The organism is Micrococcus lylae NBRC 15355 (assembly GCF_001570885.1).
Lineage (GTDB): Bacteria > Actinomycetota > Actinomycetes > Actinomycetales > Micrococcaceae > Micrococcus > Micrococcus lylae.
Genome location: NZ_BCSN01000008.1, coordinates 1 through 26,530, shown reverse-complemented (window position 1 = coordinate 26,530; position 26,530 = coordinate 1). Strand labels below are relative to the sequence as shown.

Here is a 26,530-nt window from a genome sequence, read left to right as displayed (position 1 = left end):
ACGCACCGGGATGACAGCCGAGGACGGGACGACGTCGGCCACCGGCCTCCACGCCTCCGGCCCCTCCCGGTCCTCCGGCATGCCCACCGGCGTACCCGCCGGGGACCTGACCGGCCTGACCTCGGCGCAGGTCGCCGAGCGTGTGGCCGCCGGCAAGACCAACGCCCAGCCAGACGACACGTCTCGCTCGCTGGCCATGATCCTCCGTGTCCACGTCCTGACCCTGTTCAACCTCACGATCGGCCTGGCCGCCGCTGTGGTGATCGTGCTCGGCCGATGGCTGGACCTGCTGTTCTGCCTGGCCGCCGTGGCCAACGTGGTCATCGGTGTGGTCCAGGAGTACTCGGCCAAGCGGAAGCTGGAGAAGATCGCGCTGCTGCACCAGGACGGCGTCACGGTGGTCCGGGACGGCTCCCGGAAGACCGTCGCCCTGGCGGATGTGGTCCTGGACGACCTGGTGGCGCTGCGCCGCGGCGACCAGGTGCCGGTGGACGCCGAGGTCCTCACCGCGGAGGGTCTGGACCTGGACGAGTCCCTGCTCACCGGCGAGTCGGACGCGGTGCCGAAGCGCCCGGGGGACACCGTGCTCTCCGGGTCCGCGGTGATCGCCGGCGCCGGCCTGGTGCGGGCCACCGCGGTCGGCGCGGACTCGCACGCCTCCAGGCTCGCGGCACAGGCCCGCCGCTTCACCAAGATCTCCTCCGAGCTGCGCGGAGCCCTGGAGAAGGTGGCCTCCTGGATCACGTTCGCCCTGATCCCGATCGTGGCGGTCATCGTCCACGGCCAGGTGCAGGCCTTCGGGGGCTGGTCCTACGCCCTGGCGAACCCGCGCGAGGCGGCCCTGGAGCCGGCCCTGGTGGCGTCCGTGGCCGCGGTGACCAGCATGATCCCGCAGGGCCTGGCGCTGATGACCACCATCTCCTTCGCCGTGGCCGCGCTGAAGCTGGCTCGTGAGCAGGTGCTGATCCAGGAGCAGCCGGCGGTGGAGATCCTCGCCCGCGTGGACGTGGTCTGCGTGGACAAGACCGGCACGCTCACCGAGGGCGGCATCGTCTTCCACGGCGCCCACCCCTGGGACACGGATCCTGCGGTTCCGTCCGCCCTTGACGACGACGGCGCCCGTGCCTCCGCCTCGGGCCGCGCCCGGGACGGGGACGTCGCCTCCGCCGGAGAGCTGCTCACGGCTGCCGAGCCGGCCGGGGCCTCCACCCTCTCCCCCGCTGCCCGGGCCGTGCTGGCCGTGGCCGGCGCGGACCCGGACGCCAATCCGACGGCCGCCGCCCTGCGGGAGCCGTTCGCCGAGGTCCCGGACGTGCGCCCGGCGCAGGCGGTGGCGTTCTCGAGCGCCCGCCGCTGGTCCGCGCTCGCCTTCGACGCGGCCGCCGAAGAGCAGGTCCCCGGCCTGGCGGGCACCTGGCTGATGGGTGCCCCGGAGGCGCTGGTGGATGTGGAGACGATCGGTGTGCAGGGTGCGGAGGAGCTGACCGCCCGCTGCACGATCACCGCGGACGCGGGGCTGCGCACGATCCTGCTGTGCCGCACGGACCGCCCGCTGGACGGCGACCGCCTGCCCTCGGGCATCCGCCCGGTCGCGATCCTGACCTTCGCCGAGGACGTGCGCGAGGACGCCGCGGAGACCCTGGACTACTTCCGGGAGCAGGGCGTGCAGATCAAGGTGATCTCCGGAGACAGCCCCCGCACGGTGGCGGCCGTCGCCCGCGAGGTCGGCATGGAGCTGGCCGGGGAGGCCGTGGACGCCCGTCGGCTGCCGGAGGATGCGGACGAGCTCGCCGACGTCATGGACGCCCACGAGGTGTTCGGCCGGGTGAGCCCGGAGCAGAAGCAGTCCATGGTGAAGGCCCTGCAGGCACGCGGCCACGTGGTGGCCATGACCGGCGACGGCGTGAACGACGCCCTGGCGCTGAAGTCCGCGGACCTCGGCATCGCCATGGGCAACGCGGCGCCCGCCACGAAGGCGGTCTCCCGCCTCGTGCTGCTGGACGGGAGGTTCGCGCGCCTGCCCTCCGTGCTCAAAGAGGGCCGCCAGGTCATCGCGAACATGGAGCGCCTGGCGCACATCTATCTGACCAAGACCACCTACGCCGCCTTCTTCGGGGTGGTCTTCTCCCTGCTGTTCTGGCAGTTCCCGCTGCTGCCGCGTCAGGCCTCCACGGTGGACTTCCTGATGATCGGCCTGCCGACGTTCTTCCTGGCACTGCTGTCCAACCCGCGCCGCTACGTGCCCGGATTCCTGAAGCGGGCCCTGCTGTTCGCGGTCCCGTCCGGCACGGTGATCCTGCTCGGCCTGCTCGCCCTCGGCGCCTACATCCGCCTGTTCGCCGCCGTCCCGGCCTCGCCCGCCCAGCAGCAGGCGGCCGCCATGATCACGCTGACGCTCATGGGCCTGTGGGTGCTCACGGTGATGACGCGACCGTTCACGAAGCGCACGGCGGTCCTCGTGCTGGCCATGTACGCCCTGCTCGCCCTGGTGCTGGCCGTGCCGGCGTCCCGCTGGTACCACCTGATCGAGGTGCCGGCCCCGGACCTGCTGGCCGCCGCGGTGACGATCGCCGTGGCCGGATGCGCCCTGATCGAGCTGGTCCACCGCGTCCACCACGCAAGAGTGGTGAGGCCCACGCTCCACCCCGTCCCATCTGCGGCTTCGCAGGCCTGACACCACACGCCCTGGGCTGAATCCGCGCCCAGACGTTGACCTGGCGGCCTCGGTACGGCAAAAGTGGGACTCAAACGGCGGATGGGCCTGACGAGGGGGGCCGCCTCGGCTCCGCAGCCCACCGCCCCCGTTCCTACAGAAGGAGAATGGACATGCGTCTGATCACCCTTGGCGTCGGTGCCGCCCTCGGCTACTTCCTCGGTTCCCGTGAGGGCCGCCAGAACCTGAACAAGATGACCAACAACGCCCAGAAGTTCTGGAACGACCCGAAGACCCAGGAGAAGGTCTCGCAGGTCCAGGGCCAGGCCACCCAGAAGTGGGAGGAGGCCAAGTCCAACGAGAAGGTCCAGAACCTGACCTCCACCGTCCAGCACAAGGTGGACGACGCGAAGGCCAAGGTCTCCGGCAACGGCGACAGCGCCGTCAAGGCCGACGCCGACGTGGTCTCCGACCCGTCCACCCCGATGTCCTCCGAAGGCCCGGCCGGCGCTCAGAACTGAGCCGTCTGCGCCTGAGGCGCGATGCGAAGGCCCCCGATCGTTCCCGGTCGGGGGCCTTTGTGCGCATGCACACCAGCCGGGCGGTCAGCCCTGGCCGTCGAGTCCGGGCGGTCAGCCCTGACCGTCGATGCCAGGCGCCTCGCGGACCTCGTCTTCCGCGGGGGCCTCGACCTCCTCCACCGAATCCCAGCCGGAGAACGTCATCTCGGTGGCAGGGGCCTTCTCACCGTCCTCACCCTCTTCACCCCGGAGCTCCAGGGCGAGGAGCTCGCCGTCCCCGTCCACCACGAAGGCGTGCACCAGGGACATGTCGAGCTCGTTCAGGGCGGCCGCACCCTGGTCCAGACCGTCGGAGTCCTCCCCCTCGGTCTCCGCCTCCTGGGCAGCGGACTCGGCGATGTCCTGGGGGATCTCATAGCGGTAGGCCTTCTCACCGTCGCGGTCGACCTCCTGCGCCTCCGCGTCAACGCCCTCGAGGGCGCCGGCGTCAGGGAGCTTGGCCAGCATCGACTCACGCAGAGAGCCGATCATGCCCCTCTGGTCTTCCGGGACGTCCTGGGCGATCCACTTGTCCCCCAGGCCCATCATCGCCTTGGCGTTCTGGTCCAGGTCTTCGCCGTCCACGTCCATGCGGATGTAGCCCTTCTCTCCGACCTCGCGCACCTCCATGGAGAAGTCCCCCTGGTCGGCCTTCATGCGCATGGTCAGCTGGCCGTTCGGCTCCCCGGTGCTCCCGGAGGCCTCGAGGGTGCCGGAGGCCGCACCGCCCTGCAGCGCCTCCTCGGGAAGCTCCGCCGTGAGCCGGAAGGACTCGGCCTCCGCGAGCTGCTCCCGGGCGCCGTCCCATGCCTCACCGGCGGAGTCCGGGCCGCCGCAGGCGGAGAGCGTCAGGGCGGCCGTGACGGCCAGGGCGCCCAGGCCGAGGCGGGACAGCGCACCTGCGGCGGAACGGTCGGCGGCGGTGCGGGGCGTCGAGGAGATCACGCGGGGATCCTTCCGTCGGGGTGCAGGGATCTGCCCTTCCACGGTACCCGGCGGGCGCTGCGGCCGGAGGCGGGGGACCGTCGGCGGGGCGCTGCAGCCGGAGGCGGGCGCAGCGGCCGAAGGCGGGGCGCCCGCCGGGGGCGAGGGTCCGTCGGGGGCGAGGGGCCGTCGTCGGGAAGAAGGCCCGGATCAGCCCAGGGTGACCTGCGCGGCCCGGTGGGTCGGCTTCACCCGGTCTCCGGCGCCGAAGAGCTTGTGGCGCAGCGTGCCGTCCGTGTACGCGGTCTTGTAGCGGCCGAGTCTCTGCAGCTGAGGCACCACGAACTCCACGATGTCCTCGAAGGTGCCGGGGGTGATGTGGTAGGCGAGGTTGAAGCCGTCCACGTCCGTCTCATCGGCCCAGTCGGCGAGCTGACGGGCCGCGGACTCACCGCCGCCCACGATCACGGGACCGAAGCCGCCGATGCCCACCCACTCGGCGAGCTTGCGCACCGTCCACTCCTCGTCCGTGCCGGAGGCCTTCTGGAAGGTCTCCACGGTGGACTGGATGGCGTTCGACTCCACGTCTCCGATCGGCTCGTCCAGCTCGTACCGGGACAGGTCGATGCCCATCCAGCCGGACATCAGCACGAGGCCGCCCAGCGGGTCCACGTACTGTGCCAGGTCGTCGTACTTGGCCCGCGCGTCCTCGTCGGTGGCGCCGGTGACCACGGTCTGCATCGCGAAGATCTTCACGTCGTACGGGTCGCGGCCGGCCTCCGCCACCGCCTGGCGGATCTTCTTCACAGTGGCCGCCGCCAGCTCCTTCGTGGGGGAGTTGATGAACACGGCCTCGGCGTGCTTGCCGGCGAAGGCGCGGCCGCGTGTGGAGGCGCCGGCCTGGTAGATCACGGGGGTGCGCTGCACGGACGGCTCGGTGACGGCGTGGCCGGGGACCTTGAACCACGTGCCCTCGTGGGCGATGTCGTGGACCTTGGCCGGGTCCGCGAACACACCGGAGGCCTTGTCATAGACGACGGCGTCCTCCTCCCAGGACTTCTCGAGCAGCTTGTACACGACGTCGAGGTACTCATCCGCGTGGTCGTACCGTTCGTCGTGCTCCATCTGGTCGTCCTGGCCCATGTTCTGGGCGGCGGAGGGCAGGTAGCCGGTGACCACGTTCCAGCCCACGCGGCCGCCCGTGAGGTGGTCGAGCGTGGCGAGGCGGCGTGCGAATGGGTAGGGGTGCTCATAGGCGGTGCCGGCGGTGACGCCGAAGCCGAGGTGCTCGGTGACCGCGGCCATCGCGGAGACGAGCAGGAACGGATCGTTCACGGGGGTCTGCGCCCCGGTCCTGACGGCGGCCTCGGAGGTGCCTCCGTACACGGAGTACGGGCCGAGGACGTCGGCGATGAACAGCCCGTCGAACAGGCCCTTCTCCAGCGTCTGCGCCAGGTGCGTCCAGTAGCCGAGGGTGTTGTAGTCCCGGGCGCGGTCCTCCGGGTGCCGCCACAGCCCGGGCGACTGGTGGGCCACGCAGTTCATGTCGAACGCGTTGAAGAGGATCTCGCGGTTCGTGTGCGGTCCGGCGGATGCTGCGGCTCCGGCCTTCTCGGCAGTGCTCATGGGGTGCTCCTTCAGCGCTTCTGGTGCGGGAACCGGCCTCGGCGGGGTGTGCGAGTCCGGGCGGCTGGGACCATGCAACGCCTCCGCCGGTGTGCTGCGGTAGTCGGTTGCCGCAGAGGCTTCACGACGGCGGCGCCGTCGCCTCGCGTGCCTCCGGCGCCGGGTTCGTGACGTCGCCGTCGGGCCGAACCAGGGGGGGGCCATCGCGCCGAACCAGAGGAAGTGGTCACTTCGGCATGCCGCGAAGGGACCGAAGTCTCTGGCTCGGCGACGGCGGCGGGCCGAACCAGAGGAAGTGGTCACTTCGGCATGCCGCGAAGGGACCGAAGTCTCTGGCTCGACGACGGCGGCGAGCCGGAAGCGCAGTCCGGTAGGGTGACGGCCATGTTCCATGTGATGAAGCTCCACGCCTGATCCGACGCGATCGCACCCCCTCGCCCCGTGCGAGGGGTCTTGACCGTGTCCGGATCCCATAGAGAGCTCTTCCATGAACACCCCTCCCCTGCCGGGGCCGCATCCTGCCCCTGCTCATCACTCTGGCGGGCGTGCCGCCGCCGACCTCGGAACTCGCCGCAGACTTCTGGCCTCCAACGGCCTCGATGCCGCCGGCGTGCAGCTGCTGGACACTGTGCTGGCGGTCGTCGTGGTCACCTCGCTCGGCTTCGGCGCAGCCGAACTCGGCCTGCTGAACGCCCTCAGCTCACTGTCCTTCGTGCTGCTCGCCGTGCCGATCGGCGCCGCCACCGACGCCTGGGGACCGGCCCGCATGCTCGTCGCCTCACTGGCGACGAAGACCGTGCTGGCCGGGACCATGCTCGGCCTCTACGTGAGCGGGGTGCTGTCCACAGCGGCGGTGCTGGTGCTGGCCACGCTGCTGGGCGTCTGCACGGTGGCGAGCGAGAATGCGCAGACTGCGGTGGTCCCGCAGGTGACCGGCCGGGATCAGGTGTCCGCCCTCGTCTCGCGGATGGCGGCCGCAGACGCTGTCGCCGGGATCGTGGCACCGGGCGGCGCAGGTCTCCTGCTCGCCCTGTCCGCTCCGGGGGTGCCGTGGGGCGTGGCTGTCGGGCTCTTCGTCCTCGCCCTGGTCGGGGTCCGTGCGCTGGTGCGCAGAGTCAGCAGTGTCGGCCGCCAGGACGCGGACGGCGGGGCGGACGACGTGGTCGCCACAGATGCAGACGCCGACGTCGAGACCGGTGACGGACCAGACACCGACGGCCAGGGTCTGCGCGAGGGCTGCACACCAGAAGCACCGAGGCCCGGCCTGCTGCACGGATTCCGGATCATCGCCGGGAACCGCCTGCTGCTGGCGACCACTCTGCTCGTCACCGCCGGCAACATCGGCCTGGCGATCGGGGACACGGTGGAGCCGCTGCTGGTGCTGCGGCACCTGGACCTCGGGCCGGCGTTCTTCGGCCTGCTGGGCACGGTGGCCGCCGTCTCGGCGCTGGCGGCGAGCGCCGTGGCCTCACGGATCACCGAGGCAGTGGCACCGCGGAGGCTGTTCGCGTTCGGGGCGCTGGTCCAGGCCGGGGTGGCCACACTGCCGCTGGCCGCGTATCTGCGTCCGGAGGCCGGGAGCGTGCTCATGGCTCTCTTCGCCGCCCTGTGGGCCCTCACCCTGACGGTGACCAACGTGGCCGGGGCCGCCTTTGCGGCACAGACGGTGCCCCCGGCATCCCTCGGCCGCACCTTTGCTGCACGGCGCATGGTGACCATGGGGTGCGTGCCCGTGGCCGCCCTCGGCGGAGGGCTGCTGGGCGAGCTCGCCGGCCTGGCCGCTCCCCTGGTGCTCTGGCCGGCGCTGGCACTGATCGCGGCGGCGGCCTTCTTCCTGCTGACCCGCCCGCCTCAGCGTTCGTCCGGCACGTCCCCGGCGGAGGTGTAGGCGATCGGCACGGTGCCGTTGACCAGGTGGTCTCCGGCGATCCGGACCTTGAAGGAGGCCGGGTCATGGGTGGCGATGGTGCGGGCATTGCGCCAGTGGCGGTCCAGCTGCAGGACAGTGGACGTCGACGACGCTCCGAGGGTGTCGAAGATGTGCGTGCAGACATCGAGCACGAACTGCGGCACCACCGCCTGGGCACGGTAGGCGGCGATCATGGCGTCGTCCCAGGCGGAGGCGAGGCTGCCGTCGTCGTGGTTCCCGCCCGCCTCCAGGCCGGCGGCGACGTCCATGGCCCGGCCCACCACGCGGACCATCTCCTCGGCGGCCGAGACCTGCCCGGCCATGCGCCCGACGATCTCCAGCAGCTGCGGGTCCTGCTGCGGGCGCTCGGCGGTGCCGGTGTTGAAGGTGCGACGGCGCCGGCGCAGCAGGTCCACGCCCTCGGCGAGCGCGGCCCGGGCGACGCCCACCTGCAGCGCCAGCAGGGATGCCTCCTCCAGCACCGGGACCGGGCCGTGGGGGCGCGGGATCTCCAGCAGGTCCTCGGCGGCGGCGCCGTCCAGCAGCACCGAGCCGGTGGCGGTCATGCGCTGGCCGAAGCCGTCCCAGTCGTCCTTGATGCGCACCCGTGGCTGGCGGACGCGGACCACGGCCACGGCACGCTCGGGCTCCCGGACCACGCCGCCGGCGCGCTTGGAGTTGCGGCGGGACACCAGGTCCGCACCCTCCATGCCGACCGTGACGATGGTCCACGTGGCGAAGGCGGTGCCCGTGGCGTAGTACTTCTCACCCGTGACCACCCAGGTGCCGCCCTCGTCCTTCGTGGCGGTGGTGGCGGCCTTCCCCGGGGCGGCGCCGGAGCGCTCGGCGAGCGCGGAGCCGCCCCACTCTCCGGAGGCCAGGTGCCTGAGCCAGCGGCGTCGGGTCCTCGCAGGCTGGTCGTCCACGGCGGCCACGAACACCAGGTGCGAGCGCCACAGATGGGCGGTGTTCACGTCCTGGGCGGCCAGGTCCATGAGCAGGCGCAGCACGTCCTCGTGCCCTGCCCCCTCGCCGCCGGCCTCCGCGGCGACGGAGACCATCCCGAGCCCAGCCTCCCGCAGCTGCTGCTGCACCGCGAACGGCAGGTGCCGGCCGGCCTCACGCGCCCGGTCGCCCTTCCCCACCGCGGCGAAGAGGTCGGCGAAGCGGTCGGCGAGGTCGGTGTAGGTGCTGCTCATGGCATCCATGCTGACACGACGACGGCCGCTCGGGCGGGGTGCGCACCGTGCGTCTCACGGTGCGCACCGAAAGCCCCTCCCCTCGATCCGTTCCGGAGCGCTTCTGGCGTGCTCCGGAACGGATCGAGCACCCCGGATTCGCGGGTCCCCGAGAAGACAGCGCCCTCGATCCGAAGGAGAGTACGCGGCGCGGTCTCCGCTTCGGATCGAAGGCGCTGGGTCCGAAGGCGCTGGGTCCGAAGGCGCTGGGGTCCAGGGTCCCGGGGCGGGCGTTCGGCGCGGGCGTCCGGACCGCTCGGGCAGGTCGCGGTCCTTGGGACGCCCACCGGGCTCACACCTGCGCGTAGTCCTTCTCGGCGTCGGCGTCCCACGGCAGGGGCAGGGTCCCGCCCTGGTAGCCCGCGAACCACTGCCGCACCTCCGCCGACTGGTAGGCCTCGCGCAGCATCCGCGCCGCCTCGGTCCCCGCGAACTCGGGCCTCGTCCCCACGAGGATCCGGAACGGCCGCTCCGATTCGCCGTCCTCGAAGACGAGCGCGTCCTCGCGCGTCAGCCCCAACACAGCGGCGTTGCGCAGCGAGAGGAACCCGAGGTCCACGTCCTGGCGCGTGTTGAGCAACGCCTGCTGGTCGAGCTCAACGAGCCGCAGGTTCCGAGGGTTCTGTGCGATCAACGACTGCGAGACCTCGATGACGGACTCCGGCTCCCGCCGAAGGGTGATCAGCCCGGCCTCCCGCAGCAGCAGGATCGCCCGGCCGTTGTTCGACGGGTCCACAGGCAGTGCCACAGTCGCCCCCTCGGGGATGTCCTCGATGCTCGCGTGCCTGTCCGAGTAGAGCCCGCCCGGCAGTGCGTACACGTAGAACAGCGGGACCACGGACGTGTCGTAGTCCTTGTTGAACTGCTTCAGGTAGGCCACATGCTGGAAGAAGTTCACGTCGAAAGCACCCTCGTCCACGGCCTGGTTCGGCTGGATGATGTCCGTGACGTAGGTCGGCTTGAGCTCCCACCCCTGTGCCGCGAGCAGCTTCTGGGCGATCTTTGTGGGCTCCTGGTAGGGCTCGGACTCGGTCACGATGATCCGCAGCGTGCGGTCCGCCGGGTCCCGGGGCGGCACGGTGCCCGTCGTCCCGGAGACCATCTCGACGGCACCGCAGCCGCTCAGGACTCCACCGGCGCCGATCCCGCCGACCACCAGCGCACCGGTCCTGAGCAGACCGCGGCGGGTGACCGGCGTCGTGCTGTGATGCGCCATGCCCCTCACCTCCGCTTGTCCAGGGCACGGGCCCAGCGGGCACCGCCGGTCTGCACCACGGCCACCAGGGCGATCATCAGCACGATCGCCACCACCATCAGGGGCAGCTCGTAGCGGTAGTAGCCGTAGCGGATGGCGAAGTCGCCGATCCCGCCGCCGCCCACCAGCCCGGCCATGGCCGAGTAGGAGATGAAGGAGACGGTCATGATCGTGGCGGAGCCGACGATCGCGGGCTTCGCGTCCACGAGGAGGACGTCGCGGATGATCTGACCGCGTGTGGCTCCCATGGCCCGAGCCGCCTCGACCACGCCGGGGTCGAGCTGGCCGAGATTCTGCTCCACGAAGCGCGCGAAGTACGGGATCGCGTTGATGGTCAGCGGCACGATCACCGCGGCCGTGCCGATCGTGGTGCCGACCACGAACCGGGTGAACGGGATGATCGCGATCAGCAGGATCAGGAACGGGAAGGAACGGACCACGTTCACGATCGCGTCGACGATCCGGTGGATCCGGGGCGTGTGCTGCAGGCCGCGCGGACCGTGGGTGTGCAGCCAGATCCCCAGCGGGGTGCCGAGCCCAACCGCGATCGGGATGGCGATCAGCAGCATCAGCACGGTCTGCCAGAGCGAGGTCGCCAGCTCGGGGCCGACCTCCACGAGGCGGTCGAGGAACTCAGCCATGGTGGGCCTCCTCACCGGGTGTGACCCCGGCACCGACAGGGGTCCGACGACGGTCCAGGACGATCTCGTCGGCCACGAGGTGGGCGCCGATCGCCGTCGCCGGAGTGAACGTGCCGGCCTCCAGCTCGGCGAGCGCGAACCGCTCCACGATTCGCCCGGCCTCCATGACGGCCACATGGTCCGCCAGGGCCCGCACCACGTTCATCTCATGCGTGACGATCACGGTAGTGATGCCCAGGTCCCGGTTGATGTCCGCGAGGTACTGCAGCACGGAGGTGGTGGTGCGGGGATCGACGGCGGAGGTCGGTTCGTCACACAACAGCACGGCCGGCTCGGTGGCCAGCGCCCGGGCGATCGCCACCCGCTGCTTCTGCCCGCCGGAGAGGGCCGCCGGATAGGAATCGGCCTTGTCCGCCAAGTCCACGATCGCCAGTGCCTCCAGGGCACGACGACGGCGCTCGGTCCCGGCGACGCCCGCGAACTTCAGGGACAGCTCGACGTTCTTGGCGGCGGTCAGGTTGTTGACCAGGTTGAAGTTCTGGAACACCATCCCGATGCCGTGCCGGGCCCGGCGCAGCTCCTCCACGGAGAGCTCGGTCAGATCGGTGCCGCCGACGACCACCTGCCCGGACGTGGGCCTCTCGAGGAGGTTGATGTTGCGCAGCAGCGTGGACTTGCCCGCCCCTGAGAATCCGATGATCCCCTGGATGCTGCCGGCCGGAATCTCGAGGTGCGCCCCGTCCACGGCGGTGTACGGACCGGTGGGGGTGCTGAAGACGGTGGTGACGTCGCGCAGGGTGATCATGGGGCGACCTCCGTGACGATGGTGTCGGTGCCATGGCGGAACCCTGCCCCGCGGTGATCCTCGGGAAGCCGGGGGCCGGCACCGGTGAGGTTCTCCCGCAGGGTGCGGCCGGCAGCGGGCTCGGCGAGCACACCACGGCGGCGCAGCTCCGGGGTGACCAGGTCGGCGAACCGTTCGAGGTCGGCCGGGCGGACCGCGGCGCAGACGTTGAACCCGTCCACCCCGGTCTCGGCCTGCCAGCGCTGCAGCTCGTCCGCCACGGTCTGCGGCGAACCCACGATCACCGGGCCGCGGCCCCCGATGCTCACGAACTCCGCGACCTCCCGCACCGTCCACTCACGGTCCGGGGACTGGGTGGTGAAGGCCGCCAAGGCCGTCCGCGAGGTCTCGTTCTCCACATGCTCCAGCGGGGCGTCCGGGTCCAGGCCGGACAGGTCCATGCCCGTCCAGCCGCCGAAGAGCGCGAGCGCCCCCTCGACGTCCACGTACCGGCGGTAGTCCTCAAGCCGCTGCCGGGCTTGCTCGTCCGTCTCGTCCACCACCACCGTGACCATGGCGAACACCTGGATGGCGTCCGCGGGCCGTCCGGCCTCGGCGAGCTCGGCGCGGGTCTGCTCCACGAACCGGCGCACATGCGACGTGGTGGGGCCGATGTAGAAGACGGCCTCGGCGTGCTCCTGGGCGAAGCGCCGTCCGCGCGGGGAGCCGCCGGCCTGGAACAGGAACGGGGTGCCCTGCGGGCCGGGGTGGGCAAGGGTGACGCCGGGGAGCTTCACGTGGGGGCCGTCGGCCCCGACCGGGTGGACCCTGGCGGGGTCGGCGAAGACGCCGGCGTCCGCGTCAGCGAGGATCGCGCCGGGCTCCACGGATCCCTCGAACTGGCGGTAGATCGCGTCCAGGTACTCGTCGGCGCGGTCGTAGCGCTCGTCGTGTGGGATCTGCTCCTGGAGGCCGAGGTTCCGCGCGGCGGAGTCCTGGTAGCTGGTGACGATGTTCCAGCCGATCCGGCCGTGCGTGAAGTGGTCCAGCGAGGCCAGGGTGCGGGCCAGCAGATAGGGCTGCTCGTAGGTGACCGAGGCGGTGACGCCGAAGCCCACTCGGTCCGTCGCCGCGGCCATGGCGGAGACCGCGGTGAACGGGTCCAGCAGCGGCCACTGCACGCCGCCGCGGACGGTGGCCTCCACGCCTGCGCCGTAGACGTCGTAGAGGCCGAGGATGTCCGCGAGGAAGATCGCGGAGAAGCCGCCGTCCTCCGCCGTGCGGGCGAGGTCGGCCCAGTAGGAGAGCCTGTCGAACTCCGCGATGCGGGAGTCCGGGTGGCGCCACAGCCCCGGAGACTGATGCACCGGTGTCATCATCTCGAAGGCGCAGAGGCGGAACGAGGCGGTGCTCATCGTGCCCCTCCCTTCGGCGCAGTGCCCACCGCCGGGCCGGCCTCGGCCCCGGACGCCGACGGGGCGCCGCCCTGCTCGGAGTGCTTCGGCGCGCCGGCGGCGTCGCCGATGGCGTTCAGCCCCTCGGGCAGGGTGCCGTTGACGAACCAGTCGCCCACAGAGCGGGCGCGGAACGGGATGGGGTTGTGGGTGGCCACGGTCTGGGCGTTGCGCCAGAACCGGTCGAGGGCCTTGCCGGAGCGGGTGTTGGAGGCGCCGCCGGCGTGGAACAGCTCGGAGGCGGCACGGATCGCGGCCTCGGGGACGGTCACCTGGGCCTGTTCCACGGCCAGCTCGGCCGCGTAGACCTCCAGGGCCAGGTCCTCGCCCTCGGCGGCGGCGTCGACCGCGGCGATGGCCGCGTCCAGGGCGTCGGCGGCGTGCAGCACGGCGGCGGTCACGGAGAAGGCGGTGGCGGCGATCCGTCCGACGGCCTCCTGGATCAGCGGGTCCTCGCGGTAGAGCGCGCCGGAGCCGGTGTTGAAGGTGCGGGTGCGGGCGCGCACCAGTTCGGCGGCGGTGTCCCGGGCGCCGGTGGCGATGCCGGCCAGGACCGCCAGCAGGAACTGCTGGAAGTAGGCGGCCTCGATCACGGCCTCGGCCGTGCCGGCCTGACGGTCGAAGAGGTCGGCGCCGTCCACGGGGACGGACGTGAACACGGCGGTGCCGGTGGCGGTGAGGCGCTGCCCGAAGCCGTCCCAGTCGTCGTAGAGCTCGACGCCCTCGTGATCGACGGGCACCACGGCGAAGCAGCGGCCCGGCGTCGTCCTGCCGTCCTCGTCGGTGATGGCCGCGGAGACCCGGGTGTGGGTGGAGAACAGGGACGCGGTGGCGTAGCCCTTGCGCCCGGTGAGGACCGCGCCGCCGCCCGGACGGGGCTCGAGCCGGGTGTTGAGGGTGCCCAGTGCGTTGCCCGAGGTCTCCGTGGATGCGTTGCCCACGGTGGCTCCCTCGAGGATCAACCGGTACCAGCGCTCCTGCTGGGCGGACGATTTGTGGCGCAGGGACTCCAGGAACCCGTAGTGGGAGCGGTACTGGTGGGCCACGTTCGAGTCGGCGGCCGCCAGCTCCACCAGCAGGGCGGTCAGCGTCCGCACGCTCACCTCCGGTCCCCCGTGGGAGCGGGGAACGCGCAGGGTGGCGAAGCCGGCGGCGTTGAGCTCGCGGATCTGCTCGTACGGCAGGGTGCGGTTCACGTCCCGCTCGGCGGCGCCGGCGGCGATGCGCTCGAAGATCGGGGCGAACCGCTGCCGCAGTCGAGCGAGGTCGTCGGTGTCCGGGACGTCCGGGGTGACGGCCAGCGGCGGACGGGTGGGGACCGCGTTCACGGTCGGGTCGTGGGGTGCGGTGAGGGGCGCAGACATGCGCGGGCTCCTTTCCATCGGTCCCGGCGGTAGCACCGTCCCGACCCTGCCGGGCAGGGATGAGGGGGTTGCTGCGGCGTCGTCGATCCGGATCTCTCGGCCGCTCTGGATGGGTCGGCCACAGCACAGCACGGCCCCGCCCGGCCACGGAAGGCAGCCGCCTCACGTCCGTCATGGACACCCTCGCCGGACGGGCGTCGTCCGTCGGCGCCGCCCAGATGACCTGGCGCAACGCGTCCACGCCCACCAGCCGGACCGGCACCGCGTCTGCGGCACACCGCGGGCCTACCGTGGACGCGCGCACCATCCGGAGCGGCACCAGAGACCTGGCTCTTCGACGCCGCAGCAACCCGGGTCCGCCTCCCCGCGGGCTGCGGGTGCTCCCGCCAGGACCGATGGAAGGAGACACCCCATGCCCGTGTCCGCAGCCGGCACCGCCGCGACCGTCGCCGAGACGGCCCTCCCCGCGCCGGATCCCGTCCGCGGCCCGAACGACGGCGTCCCCGCCGCCGCCCTGGCCACGCTGCCCGGTCCGCTGCCGCAGTCCCTGGTGGACGCAGCGGACCCGGACATCCACCCGGGACGGCCCGCGGGACGGGCCCATGGAGGTCGGGGCGACGGCGCCGTCGTCGCCGAATCCGACCGACTCGCCCTCTGGGAGGCGGTGGGCCGCCGGCTGACCTGGGACACGGACTTCACCCAGGTGACGGACACGGTCCCCACGGACGCGGCCGCCGGGGCCGCCCCGCAGATCCGCTGGTACGCGGACGGGCGGCTCAACGTGGCGTACAACTGCGTGGACCGGCACGTGGAGGCCGGGCGTGGGGAGAAGGTGGCGCTGTACTTCGAGGGCGAGCCCGGCGACCGCCGCGCCGTCACCTACGCGCAGCTGCAGCGCGAGGTCGCCCAGGCCGCGAACGCCCTCGAGGAGCTGGGCATCGAGGCGGGCGACCGCGTCGTCGTGTACCTGCCCGTGCTCGTGGAGACGATCGTCATCACGCTGGCGTGCGCGCGGATCGGCGCCGTGCACTCGCTCGTGTTCGGCGGGTTCTCGGCGGAGGCGCTGCGGTTCCGCGTCGAGGACACCGGGGCGAAGCTGCTGGTCACCACGGACGGCCAGTTCCGCCGGGGCACGGCCGTGCCGGTGAAGGCCAACGCGGACGAGGCCGTGTCCGGGGACAACGCGATCGAGCACGTCCTCGTCCTGGACCGCACCGGCCACCGGGACATCCCGTGGACCGAGGGCCGGGACCTGTGGTGGCACGACGTCGTGGACCGCCAGCCGGACACCCACACCCCGCGCGCCTTCGACGCAGAGCACCCGCTGTTCATCATGTACACCTCCGGCACCACGGGGCAGCCGAAGGGGCTCGTGCACACCTCCGGCGGGTACCTCGCCGCGGCCTCGTGGACGCACGACTTCCTGTTCTCCCACCCGGACCCGGCACGGCGCGACGACGACGTCCACTGGTGCACCGCGGACCTGGCCTGGGTCACCGCCCACACCTATGAGATCTACGGGCCGCTGAGCAACGGCGTCACCCAGGTCATCTACGAGGGCGTGCCGAACGCCCCGCACCCGGGCCGGCACTTCGAGGTCATCCAGCGCTACGGGGTGACCAGCTACTACACGGCTCCCACACTGATCCGATCGCTGATGGGCTGGCACCCGGACGGCGTGCCCGCGGAGTACGACCTGTCCTCGATCCGCCTGATCGGCACCGTCGGCGAGGCGGTGAACCCGGAGGCCTGGGTGTGGGCGCGCACGCAGATCGGCCGGGACGCGCTGGACCGGCTGGACGGTCAGGCCGCCGCGGCGGGTAGGGCGCCGGTGCCCCGCGACGGCTCCGTCGGCGTGCCGATGGTGGACACCTGGTGGCAGTCCGAGACCGGCTCCACCGTGCTCTCTCCGCGCCCGACCGACACCGTCTTCAAGCCCGGCTGCGGGTCCCGCCCGCTGCCGGGTGTGGACGTGGACGTGGTGGACGACGACGGCACCTCAGTCGGCGCCCACCTGCAGGGGAAGATCGTGGTCACCCGGACCTCCCCGTCCATGGCCCGCACCGTGTGGGGGAACCCGCAGCGGTTCTACGACTCCTACTGGGCCGACTACGCGCGGCAGGGCTGGTTCCTCGCCGGGGACGGCGCCAAGCGGGACGATGACTCGGACGTGTGGATCCTCGGGCGCATCGACGACGTCATCAACGTCTCCGGTCACCGACTGTCCACCATCGAGATCGAGTCGGCGCTGGTGGCACACCCGGAGGTGATCGAGGCCGGGGTGTGCCCGGTCCCGGATCCGAAGACCGGGCATGCGGCGGTGGCCTTCGTGGTGGCGCACGAGCGGTTCGCCGTGGCCGGCCGCCCGGAGGAGACCGCGGAGCAGGCCGAGCAGCTGCGGCGGCACGTGGCGCGGGTGATCGGCCCGGTGGCGAAGCCGGCGCACGTGGTGTTCGTGCCGGACGTGCCGAAGACCCGGTCCGGCAAGATCATGCGGAGACTGCTCACGCAGCTGTTCACCGGTGACGCCCTCGGGGACACCACGAGCCTGCAGAACGAGCCGTGCGTGGCGGAGATCGAGAAGGCGGTCGCCGCCCGCCGGTGAGGTTCTGACGACCTCCGCCCCCGCCCCAGACGTTTTCGCTCGCGAAACGGGAGGCGTCGCCTCCCGTTTCGCGAGCGAAAACGAGTGGGGAGTCCGGCGGGGCGCCGGAGACAGGCGCCGGAAACGTCCGGCCTCCCCTCACGGGTGGGTGTCAGGGGTTCATGAGATCGGACTGGTCGACGACCTCGTCCTCTGCCGGCGCCTCCGGAGCCTCCACCTCGTTCCAGTCGGTGAACGTCACGACGGCTTCCTGGCCGCCGTCCTCGGTCTTCGTGCCCTCCACCCGGAACAGCGTGTTGTCATCACGGTCCACGTAGTAGACGTCCCCGGCGTCCTCGCTCTCAAGGAGATCCTCAGGGATCACGTACTTGTCGTACTTCTCACCGTCGATCTCGACCTCTTCGGCCTCGATGTCGTGGCCGTCGAAGTGATCGCTCTTCGGCATGTCCTCCACCATCTGGTCCACCAAGGAGGACATCGCGAACTCGCCCATGCCCTCGGCCTCCGAGGCGGACATCTTGAGCCACTTGTCGCCGAGCATCTCGGTGAAGGCATTGTCCTCGCCGTCGGACTTCACCTTCAGGTACGCATCCCCGTCCAGCCTCATGACCTCCATGTTCACGGGGTCTCCGCCCATGGGGATGTTCATGGTGCCCTTCATGTGGGAGTCGTCCGTGGCGCCGGCCAGGTCGACGGTGCCCGTGCTGTCGTCCTCCTCACCGGTAGCCTCCATGTTGATACGCAGGCTCTCGGCCTCCTCGAAGTTCTTGCGAACCTCCGGCCAGGCCTCATCCAGGGTGGGCGCGGAGCCGCAGGCGGTGAGCAGCAGGCTACCGGCGGCGAACATGCCGGCGGCGATGGACACACGGTTCTTCATGGTCGGTCCCCTCGTCAATGATCGTGGAGGAAGGCCGGACGCCCGCCTCCGAACTCTATGCTCCCCCATAAAATCACAACGGATTCCACCCGCGTCCACCCCTGACGAACGTGGACCGGCACCGTGGCCGGACGCCTCCACCCTTCCCCGGCCAGACGCCCCCACCCCTCCCCGCAGCGTCTTCGCTAGTGAAGTGGGAGGCGCCCCCTTCCCGTTTCACGAGCGAAAACGCCAGGGGTGGGCGGAGGGGAGAAACGCCAGGGGTGGGCGGAGCGGAGAAACGCCAGGGGTGGGCGGAGCGGAGAAACGCCAGGGATGGGGGCGTGAGACCAGGGATGGGGACGGGAGAACGGGGCAGCGGGTCAGTCGTCGTCGAAGATCTTGCCGATCGGCTCGCGCTTCTCCGCCTGGAACGCCTCCTCCGCACGGCCGTGGGCCCAGTATGCGGAGACGGACAGTTGCCTGCGGTCCAGCCCACGCACGTCGGTCAGGTGCCTCCGGGCCCGCTTCACCTGCTCGCGCTCACCGTGGACGAACGCCTGCACGCGGCCCGGCCCGAACTCGAGCTCCTCGAGCGCGTCCACCCAGAGCGCGGTCTGCGGGCTGAAGTCCCCGCCGCGGTGCAGCCAGCGGACCTGGACTCCCTCCGGCGCGGCGAACTCCTGCTCGTCCTGCTCTCCGGACACCTCGATCAGTGCCACGCCCCGCGCCTGCGGCAGCCGTGCGGCCATGTCCTCGCACGCGGCGGCCAGAGCCGGCAGTGCCGCCTCGTCGCCGGCGAGCACATGCCAGTCCGCGTCCTCGTCCGGCCGGTAGGCGCCGCCGGGCCCGAAGAACGCGACCTTCTCCCCCGGCTTCGCCTGCGCAGCCCACGGGCCGGCCAGGCCCTCGTCCCCGTGCACCACGAAGTCCACGGCCACCGTCTGCGCCCGTGCATCCACCGCGCGGACGGTGTAGGTCCGGCGCACGGGCATCTGCTCGGGGGCCAGCCGCTCCCGCAGCACGTCCATGTCATAGGGCGGTTCCAACCTGAGCGCGGGATCGGCGAACAGCAGCTTGATGTACTGGTCGGTCGCCCTCTTCGCGGCCCAGCGCTCGTGGAACGCGGCGAACCCGTCGCCGCCGAGCACCACGCGCACCATGTGGGGGGTCAGTTGCTCGGTGCGGACCACCTCCAGCACCGTCTGCGGTCGCGGCGGACGGCCGCCCCCGGCGGGGGCGGCGGTCGAGGCGGAGTTGCGGGCGCCGTCGTCGTTCTTCACGGAAAGCTGCCTCCAGGGGATCGGCGGGGAATACGAAACGTCTGTCTCACCTTATCCACTGTGCGGCCGAACGGACACCAGGCGGCGGTGCCCCACTAAGATCCTCGGAGGCTTTCAACCGCCCACTGTGAACCACCGGGAAGGGAAACAGACCATGACCGCTCGGACCGGACTCGTGCGCGCCTGGAATGCCGGCGGCGCCCCCGGCGAGACCCTCCAGGCCGCCCTGCCTCAGCAGCGGGTCGCCGCATGACCGCCGGCCAGGCGCAGCCGGGCACCGACGCGCAGTCCTCCGCCCACTCCCTGCCCACCGGCCCCGTCCCCGTCACCCTCGCCCCCGGCACCGGCCGCCTCATCGGCCTGCTCGTGTCCGCGGCCTTCGTGGTGATCCTCAACGAGACCATCATGTCCGTGGCACTGCCGCGGCTGATGGCCGAGTTCTCGGTCTCCGCCGCCACCGCACAGTGGCTGTCCACCGGTTTCATGCTGACCATGGCGGTGGTGATCCCGTTCACCGGGTGGGTGATGAACCGGTTCACGGTGCGGCAGGTGTTCGTCTTCGCGATGAGCACGTTCACGATCGGCACCGTGGTGGCCGGCCTGGCCCCGCTGTTCTCGGTCCTGCTGGCCGGGCGCGTCGTCCAGGCCGTCGGCACGGCCATCATGATGCCGCTGCTGATGACCACCGTGCTGAACGTGGTCCCCGTCTCCCGTCGCGGCCGGGTCATGGGCATCATCTCGATCGTCATCGCAGTCGCACCGGCCGCCGGGCCCACCGTGGGCGGCGTGATCCTGGAGCACCTGACGTGGCGCTGGATGTTCGGCGCCGTGTTCCCCATCGCCCTGGCCGCCCTGGTGGCCGGCGCCCTGTGGGTCCGCAACGTCACGGAGCCGGAGAAGATCCGCCTGGACGGCTTCTCCGGCGTGCTGTGCGCGCTCGGCTTCGGCGGCCTGATCTTCGGCCTGTCCAGCATCGGCGAGGCCGCCGGCGGTCACGCGCCGGTCGCCCCATGGATCCCGCTCGCCGCCGGCGCCGTGTTCCTCGCGTTCTTCGCCTACCGGCAGGTGCGCCTCGGGGACGACGCCCTGCTGGACCTGCGCACGCTCGCCCGGCCCACCTATGCCACGGCCCTGTGCTGCATGCTCGTGACGATGATGTCCCTGTTCGGCGTCATCATCCTGCTGCCGATGTACTTCCAGCAGGTCCTCGGCTGGACCACTCAGGAATCCGGCCTGGCCCTGCTGCCCGGCGGTGCCGCGATGGCCGTCCTCGGCTACGTGGTCGGCAACCTCTACGACCGGGTGGGGCCCCGTCCCCTGCTCATCCCGGGCTCGCTGCTGGCCGCCGGTGCGCTCTGGGGCTACACGTTCCTCTCCCCGCAGTCCACGGCGGCGTTCGTGATCACCCTGCACATCGTCATGAGCGTGGGCCTGTCCATGATGTTCTCCCCGCTGATGACCACCGCCCTGTCCTCTCTGCCACGCCGCCTCTACGCGCACGGTTCGGCGCTGCTGTCCACCCTCCAGCAGGTGGCGGCGGCCGCCGGCACCGCTCTGTTCATCACCCTGCTGACCGTGGGCACGGCCGGGTCCGCCGCCCGCGGCTCGGACCAGGTCGCCGCCACCATGGACGGTGTGCACCTGGCCCTGCTGGCGGGCGCCTGCGTGTTCAGCCTCAACGTGGTGGCCGTCTGGTTCGTGAAGCGCTCCTCGAACGAGGCCGCAGACGCCCACTGACGCGGCCTGACACTCCGCACAGCCCAGTGGCCACGAGCCGATCGTGGCGCACGTCACGATGTGATCGAAGCGCAACGCAACGGCCAGAGAACGCCCAGCGGCGTCTGCGCCTCCGGTCAGGGCCGCCCCCTAGCGTGGAACACGCCTCATCAAGGTGCGAGTGATGAATCACAACTGAACAGCAGAAGCCCCGGGCCTCGATCATCAACGCGTCCCCCTCACGCGACCGAGCCCGGGGCTCTGCACGTCCGGGGCCGGGCCGCGCGCAGGCACCGCGCCCTGCAGGCGCGGCACCTCTGCGGGCCCCGCACCTCTACAGGCGCGGAACTTCCGCAGCCCTCATGGACCCCCCTCGATAGACTCGTAGGCCACCAGCCCGTTGAGACCAGGCCCCGATGAGATCCGGCCGCAGCGCCGCGGCCCCGAGGGGAGACTTCTACCGATGACCCACCAGCCGCCGCACGCCCCCGGCTCCCCCGACGACGGCCGCCTCCAGAGGCAGGAGCGTCGCCTCGTCCGCAGGGCCAGGCCGAAGGCGTGGCTGCCGTTCGTCGTCACCGCCGCCCTGGGCCTCGCCCTCGTCGCGTGGGTGTTCCTCGCCCTGCCGGGCCTGCCGGAGCAGATCCCGACGCACTGGGGCCCGAGCGGGTCCCCGGACGCCTGGGCGGGCACGTCCTTCGGCGCTGTGGCCCAGGGAGCGCTCATCGGCCTGGGCAGCGCCGCCGCCCTGGCCGCCGTCGCAGCCCTCGCCCCGTCCCTGTCCACCACCCCGCAGGACCGCTCCGGCTGGGCGCGCGTACGCGGCCACGGCCTGCACTTCGGCATGGTCTCCGCGCTGGGCTGGATCAGCCTGCTGATACTGCTCGCCGCGGCCCCGACCACCGTGCACGTCCTGCTCGGACGCACCGCCGGGCTGCCCTGGTGGCTGATGCCCCTGGTCTTCACCGTGGTCATGGTGGGCGTGTTCGCGGCCCTGTCCCTGTCCATGCGGCACTGGCGCCGCTGGTCCGAGGACGTCGCCACCGAGCTGGGGCACCATGCGTCTGCCCAGGAGCGGGCGGAGGAGGAACGCTGGACCGCCACCGGCATGATGAACGACCCGGATGAGCCGAACATCGTGGTGAACAAGCGCGAGGGCTACGGAGTGGGGACCACCGTGAACATCGGCTCTCCGGGCGGTCGGCGCCTCTACCGGGGCTTCGTCCTGGTGTTCGCCGTCGGCCTGCCGGCGGTCCTCTGGATCACTGCCTGGCCCGGCTGAGCGGTTCCAACAATTGAGACGCAGATCACTCGACATCCGGACCGCCAGGCAATGACCAGGCTCGTTTGCGAGAGCCTCAAGGGTGACCGCCTAGCGTCGTAGACGCCTCATCAAGGTGCGAGTGATGATGGACAACTGAAAAGCGGACGCCCCGGCGTCGACCACCATGCGTACCCCCTCGCGCGGTCGGCACCGGGGCGTCCGCCTGTCCAGGACCCCCTCCCGGGCCCCGCAGCCGCGCAGGCTGCGGGGCCCGGCCGCCCCTGCGTGACCTCGCACGACCTTCCGGCCTGCCGAGCCCCCTGGGCCGGGCGCACCATGGACACCACGACGACGGCCGCCTCCCCGCCGCGCGTCCGTCGCCCGTGCCTGTGGCCGACGACCGGAAGGATCCCCGTGGCAGACCCCCGCCCCGCCCCGCACGAGTTCGGGTTCCGCACGAAGGCGCTGCACGCCGGCGCCGTCCCCGACGCCGTGCACGGCTCCCGTGCGGTGCCGATCCACCAGAGCAGCTCCTTCGTGTTCGAGTCCGCGGACGACGCGGCGAACCTGTTCGCGCTGCAGAAGTACGGCAACATCTACTCGCGCATCGGCAACCCGACCGTCGCGGCGTTCGAGGAGCGCATCGCGACGCTCGAGGGCGGCATCGGCGCGGTGGCCACCGCCTCCGGCATGGCCGCGGAGTTCATCACCTTCGCCGCCCTCTGCGGCGCCGGGGACCACATCGCGGCCTCCTCCAAGCTCTACGGCGGCACCGTCACCCAGCTGGACGTCTCGCTGCGCCGCTTCGGTGTGGAGACCACCTTCGTGGACTCCTCCGAGGCCGCGGACTTCGAGGCCGTCCTCCAGCCCAACACGAAGGCCGTCTACACCGAGATCGTCGCCAACCCCTCCGGGGACATCGTGGACCTGCCGGGTCTGGCGGAGGTCGCGCACCGGCACGGCATCCCGCTCGTGGTGGACGCGACCCTCACTCCCCCGTACCTGATCCGGCCGATCGAGCACGGAGCGGACATCGTCATCCACTCGGCCACCAAGTTCCTGGGCGGCCACGGCACCACCCTCGGCGGCGTGGTCGTGGAGTCCGGCGCCTTCCCGTGGGACAACGGGAAGTTCCCGCAGATGACCGATCCGGTTCCCTCCTACGGGAACGTCTCCTGGTGGGGGAACTTCGGTGAGTACGGCTTCCTCACCAAGCTGCGCTCGGAGCAGCTGCGGGACTTCGGTCCGTCCCTGGCCCCGCAGTCGGCGTTCCAGCTGCTGATCGGTGTGGAGACCCTGGCCCAGCGCATGGACGCCCACCTGGCCAACGCGCAGCAGGTGGCCGCCTGGCTGGACGAGGACCCGCGTGTGAGCTGGGTCCGCTACGCCGGTCTTCCCTCGCACCCGCACCACGAACGGGCCCGGACGCTGCTGCCCCGTGGCGTCGGCTCGGTGTTCAGCTTCGGCGTGGCCGGCGGCGAGCACCGCGGCGGGCGCGAGGCCGGCGCGGAGTTCATCGCGAACCTGCAGCTGGCCAGCCACCTGGCCAACATCGGCGACGCCAAGACCCTCGTGCTGCACCCGGCCTCCACCACCCACCAGCAGCTCACCGCCGAGCAGCTGATCGCCGGCGGCGTCCCCGAGGACCTCATCCGCCTCTCGGTGGGCATCGAGGACGTCGAGGACATCCTCTGGGACCTGGACCAGGCGCTCACCGCCGCCACCGGCACCACACGCGACGGCGAGCCGGCTCCGGGAACGGACGCGGCCGTCGTCGGGAAGCCGGAGAAGACCGCCGGCAACGGCACTGAAGAAGGAGGCCTGAGATGAGCACCGTCATCCCCGAACGCACTTGGACCGGCCCCACGGCCCCGGAACGGCTGGCGATCCTGCGCCGTACGCGCAGCATCGCGATCGTGGGCGCCTCGGACAAGCCCGCGCGCGCCTCGTACTTCGTGGCCACCTACCTGTTGAGCTCCACGACGTTCGACGTGTACTTCGTGAACCCGGTGCTGGCCGAGGCCGGGAAGACGATCCTGGGCCACGAGGTCTACGCCTCCCTGGCGGACCTGCCCGTGCAGCCGGACCTCGTGGAGGTGTTCCGCAAGGCCTCCGACGCCCCGGAGATCGTCCGCGAGGCCCACGCCGCCGGTGCGAGGACCGTCTGGCTGCAGCTGGGCATCTGGAACGAGGACGCCGCGCACCTGGCCGAGGAGCTCGGCCTGGACATCGTGATGGACCGCTGCGTGAAGATCGAGCACGCCCGCTTCCACGGCGGCCTCAACCTGGCCGGGTTCGTGACCGGAGTGATCAGCTCGAAGCGGCAGACGATCGACCGGTGAGCCGGAGCGGCCCGGACTTGCCCGCGAGGGGTCCCGGGGCGTGGGATGGAGTCATGACTTCTGCGTCCTCCTCCCTCTCCCCCGCCTGGACCGGCCGCACCGACGGTGAGACCCCCGAGCACCTGCGCTGGCACCAGGTGGTCCGCCCCGCCGACGGCCGCGGTGAGGCCACGACGACGCAGCGCCACCCCGGCGCCGGCGCCCCGACGTCGGGCGCGCGGTCCACGGCGCTCGTCGGCTTCGCCTCGGACGAGGGCGTGCGCCGGAACCACGGCCGCGTGGGCGCCGAGGACGGCCCGGAGGCGCTGCGCGGCGCGCTCGCCTCGCTCGCGTACCTCGAGGGCACGGGCGCGCTCGTGGACGCGGGCGACGTGTCCGTGGACCGCGGCGACGACGACGCCCCGGGCGAGCTCGAGGCGGGCCAGGCCGAGCTGGGCACGGTGGTCAGCGGGCTGCTGAACGCGCACGATTTGGCCGTGGTGCTCGGCGGCGGACACGAGACCGCCTACGCCTCGATCACGGGCCTGACCGGGTCCACGCGCGTGGGTGCGGGCACCCGCGTGGGCATCCTCAACCTGGACGCGCACTTCGACCTGCGCGAGGCGCCGCGGCCCAGCTCCGGCACCCCGTTCCTGCAGGCGCTGCGGGACGCCGAGGCGGCGGAGCATCAGCTCTCCTACGCGGTGGTGGGCATCAGCGAGGCCAACAACACCCGTGTCCTGTTCGACACCGCGCGCGAGCACGGGGTCACGTGGGTGACCGACGAGCAGGCCCAGACCGCCGACGCCACCGGCGTCCGCCGCTGGGTGCGCTCGTTCATCGACGCGGTGGACGTGCTCTACCTGACGATCGACCTGGATGTGCTGCCGGCTGCCGTCGCCCCGGGGGTGAGCGCACCGGCCGGCTTCGGTGTGCCGTACGAGGTGATCCACGCGTGCACGCTGGAGGCCACCCAGTCCGGGAAGCTGGCCCTGGCCGACGTCGTGGAGCTCAACCCCGCCCTGGACGTGGACGGCCGCACGGCGAAGGCCGCGGCCCGGCTGATCCACACGATCGTCAGCCGGCACCGGACGGACGCATCGCTGCTGGCCTGAGCGCGGAAGGCGGGGCTGGCGCGGGTGCCAGGGGGGCAGGTCAGGCGACCACGTTCTCCTGAGCGGCATCACCGGACGGCCCGCCCACCATCGCGGCCTGGCGCACCTGTTCCAAGCGGTCGCGCAACGCGAAGACCTGGGCCTCCTCGAACAGCCCTAGGGGGCCGTCGGCCACGTCGTCCGTGTAGGGGGACTCAAAGAGCCGCCCGGCGTCCATCACCCCGTTGGCGGTCAGCTCCTCCACCACGTGGCCGAGGAACCGGATCTGCGTCTGCGTGAGGGTCTGGCCCTGGTGGAAGTCCGCGACCACGCCCTGCGCGGCGCTGCGGTCCAGGCCCACCAACTTCCGCACGAACAGGCCCAGCTGCCCCTCGGCCTCGGACTTCGCCTCCTGGAGCAGGGTGTCGTCGGCCCCGTGACGGCGGAGCAGGTCCTCCAAGGAGTCCAGGTCCAGTTCGGTCAGCTGTTCCCCTCGGCGCAGCTTCTGCAGGGCGAGGGTGTCCTCGTCGCGGCGCAGCGGCTCCGTGACCTTCGCCCAGAACCGTGCGACGTCCACGCCGGGCGTCGCCGCCTGGATCTCCACGTGCTCCATCTCCGTGAGGGTGTCGGCGAAGTCCGTGTACACGAGGGAGCGCCGTGTCTTCTCGATGAACTGGATGAGCCCGCGCAGCTTCTTCCGGGCGTGTTCGAGCATGCCCAGGGTGACGTCCTCCCACCATTCGTCACCGGCCACCGCCTCCAGGAGCACGAGCTGTTCCCGCACCGAGGGGATCGCGTCCTTGGAGAGCAGGTTCTCGGCCAGGGACTGCACGGTGGACCGGATGCGCTCGGCCGTGCCGGCGTCGCCCGTCAGCTGTGCGAGCTGGCGGCGCACAATCAGCAGGTCGAAGCGCTTGGCGTCCACGTCCTCCCCCGGGAGCCCCGTGACCAGTCCGGCCAGGTTCCGGGCCCGTTCCGCCTCC

General features: G+C 71.7%; 20 protein-coding genes and 1 riboswitch. Of the genes, 9 read left to right on the top strand and 11 right to left on the bottom strand.

Going from position 1 to position 26,530, the window contains the following annotated elements:
• Window positions 1-10: 10 nt before the first annotated feature.
• Together MLY01S_RS03220 and MLY01S_RS03215 are read left to right on the top strand one after the other, a co-directional pair.
• Window positions 11-2,674: an HAD-IC family P-type ATPase gene (locus MLY01S_RS03220; protein ID WP_082739594.1), complete on the top strand. Its 2,664-nt coding sequence runs from the start codon at window positions 11-13 to the stop codon at window positions 2,672-2,674.
• A gap of 152 nt (window positions 2,675-2,826) precedes the next feature.
• A complete protein-coding gene (locus MLY01S_RS03215) occupies window positions 2,827-3,174 on the top strand; it encodes a YtxH domain-containing protein (RefSeq protein ID WP_067189309.1) in 348 nt (115 codons plus the stop codon).
• Between the two features lie 111 nt (window positions 3,175-3,285).
• Here MLY01S_RS03215 and MLY01S_RS03210 read toward each other — a convergent pair whose 3' ends face one another.
• The gene (locus MLY01S_RS03210; RefSeq protein WP_067189259.1) at window positions 3,286-4,158 is read right to left on the bottom strand and encodes a hypothetical protein; all 873 of its coding nucleotides are present in this window, start codon (window positions 4,156-4,158) and stop codon (window positions 3,286-3,288) included.
• A 189-nt stretch (window positions 4,159-4,347) separates the two neighbouring features.
• Window positions 4,348-5,763: an LLM class flavin-dependent oxidoreductase gene (locus MLY01S_RS03205; protein WP_067189257.1), complete on the bottom strand. Its 1,416-nt coding sequence runs from the start codon at window positions 5,761-5,763 to the stop codon at window positions 4,348-4,350.
• A 487-nt stretch (window positions 5,764-6,250) separates the two neighbouring features.
• Here MLY01S_RS03205 and MLY01S_RS03200 point away from each other — a divergent pair, with 487 nt between their 5' ends.
• On the top strand, window positions 6,251-7,651 hold the full coding sequence (locus MLY01S_RS03200; RefSeq protein WP_082739593.1) for an MFS transporter: 1,401 nt from the start codon (window positions 6,251-6,253) through the stop codon (window positions 7,649-7,651).
• Here the strand turns inward: MLY01S_RS03200 and MLY01S_RS03195 are convergent.
• The 6 genes from MLY01S_RS03195 to MLY01S_RS03170 all read right to left on the bottom strand — a co-directional run bounded on the left by MLY01S_RS03195 (window position 7,615) and on the right by MLY01S_RS03170 (window position 14,408).
• Window positions 7,615-8,871 carry an acyl-CoA dehydrogenase family protein gene (locus MLY01S_RS03195; RefSeq protein WP_067189253.1) on the bottom strand — a complete coding sequence of 419 codons (1,257 nt, stop codon included), beginning with the start codon at window positions 8,869-8,871 and terminating at the stop codon, window positions 7,615-7,617. The genes MLY01S_RS03200 and MLY01S_RS03195 overlap by 37 nt on opposite strands.
• A gap of 331 nt (window positions 8,872-9,202) precedes the next feature.
• Window positions 9,203-10,126: a MetQ/NlpA family ABC transporter substrate-binding protein gene (locus MLY01S_RS03190; RefSeq protein ID WP_067189251.1), complete on the bottom strand. Its 924-nt coding sequence runs from the start codon at window positions 10,124-10,126 to the stop codon at window positions 9,203-9,205.
• A 5-nt stretch (window positions 10,127-10,131) separates the two neighbouring features.
• Window positions 10,132-10,806, bottom strand: coding sequence for a methionine ABC transporter permease (locus MLY01S_RS03185; protein ID WP_067189249.1), 675 nt, complete (start codon window positions 10,804-10,806; stop codon window positions 10,132-10,134).
• A complete protein-coding gene (locus MLY01S_RS03180) occupies window positions 10,799-11,611 on the bottom strand; it encodes a methionine ABC transporter ATP-binding protein (protein ID WP_067189247.1) in 813 nt (270 codons plus the stop codon). Before MLY01S_RS03180 ends, MLY01S_RS03185 begins: the two co-directional genes overlap by 8 nt.
• On the bottom strand, window positions 11,608-13,005 hold the full coding sequence (locus tag MLY01S_RS03175) for an LLM class flavin-dependent oxidoreductase (RefSeq protein ID WP_067189245.1): 1,398 nt from the start codon (window positions 13,003-13,005) through the stop codon (window positions 11,608-11,610). The genes MLY01S_RS03180 and MLY01S_RS03175 overlap by 4 nt, the downstream gene beginning before the upstream one ends.
• The gene (locus MLY01S_RS03170; RefSeq protein WP_082739592.1) at window positions 13,002-14,408 is read right to left on the bottom strand and encodes an acyl-CoA dehydrogenase family protein; all 1,407 of its coding nucleotides are present in this window, start codon (window positions 14,406-14,408) and stop codon (window positions 13,002-13,004) included. The genes MLY01S_RS03175 and MLY01S_RS03170 overlap by 4 nt, the downstream gene beginning before the upstream one ends.
• An 11-nt stretch (window positions 14,409-14,419) precedes the next feature.
• A riboswitch (SAM riboswitch) is annotated at window positions 14,420-14,524 on the bottom strand.
• A 296-nt stretch (window positions 14,525-14,820) separates the two neighbouring features.
• Between MLY01S_RS03170 and MLY01S_RS03165 the strand changes: the two genes are divergently transcribed.
• The gene (locus MLY01S_RS03165; protein WP_082739590.1) at window positions 14,821-17,013 is read left to right on the top strand and encodes an AMP-binding protein; all 2,193 of its coding nucleotides are present in this window, start codon (window positions 14,821-14,823) and stop codon (window positions 17,011-17,013) included.
• A gap of 151 nt (window positions 17,014-17,164) precedes the next feature.
• Here the strand turns inward: MLY01S_RS03165 and MLY01S_RS03160 are convergent, their stop codons facing one another.
• A complete protein-coding gene (locus tag MLY01S_RS03160; RefSeq protein WP_067189243.1) occupies window positions 17,165-17,890 on the bottom strand; it encodes a hypothetical protein in 726 nt (241 codons plus the stop codon).
• 362 nt (window positions 17,891-18,252) lie between these two features.
• On the bottom strand, window positions 18,253-19,152 hold the full coding sequence (locus MLY01S_RS03155; RefSeq protein ID WP_082739588.1) for a siderophore-interacting protein: 900 nt from the start codon (window positions 19,150-19,152) through the stop codon (window positions 18,253-18,255).
• 249 nt (window positions 19,153-19,401) lie between these two features.
• Here MLY01S_RS03155 and MLY01S_RS03150 point away from each other — a divergent pair, with 249 nt between their 5' ends.
• The 5 genes from MLY01S_RS03150 to hutG all read left to right on the top strand — a co-directional run bounded on the left by MLY01S_RS03150 (window position 19,402) and on the right by hutG (window position 25,568).
• Window positions 19,402-20,889, top strand: coding sequence for an MDR family MFS transporter (locus MLY01S_RS03150; protein WP_067189241.1), 1,488 nt, complete (start codon window positions 19,402-19,404; stop codon window positions 20,887-20,889).
• 442 nt (window positions 20,890-21,331) lie between these two features.
• Window positions 21,332-22,150, top strand: coding sequence for a DUF1648 domain-containing protein (locus MLY01S_RS03145; protein WP_067189239.1), 819 nt, complete (start codon window positions 21,332-21,334; stop codon window positions 22,148-22,150).
• A gap of 396 nt (window positions 22,151-22,546) precedes the next feature.
• Window positions 22,547-23,962, top strand: coding sequence for an O-acetylhomoserine aminocarboxypropyltransferase/cysteine synthase family protein (locus MLY01S_RS03140; RefSeq protein ID WP_245232114.1), 1,416 nt, complete (start codon window positions 22,547-22,549; stop codon window positions 23,960-23,962).
• Window positions 23,959-24,474 (top strand): CoA-binding protein, encoded by a 516-nt coding sequence (locus MLY01S_RS03135; protein WP_067189237.1) that lies wholly within the window; start codon window positions 23,959-23,961, stop codon window positions 24,472-24,474. The genes MLY01S_RS03140 and MLY01S_RS03135 overlap by 4 nt, the downstream gene beginning before the upstream one ends.
• Window positions 24,475-24,527: 53 nt before the next feature.
• Complete coding sequence (gene hutG / locus MLY01S_RS03130; protein ID WP_067189235.1) at window positions 24,528-25,568, top strand: formimidoylglutamase; 1,041 nt, start codon at window positions 24,528-24,530, stop codon at window positions 25,566-25,568.
• Between the two features lie 40 nt (window positions 25,569-25,608).
• Here the strand turns inward: hutG and MLY01S_RS03125 are convergent.
• The coding region (locus MLY01S_RS03125) for a type I restriction-modification enzyme R subunit C-terminal domain-containing protein (RefSeq protein ID WP_303621055.1) at window positions 25,609-26,530 on the bottom strand (922 nt) is incomplete at its 5' end.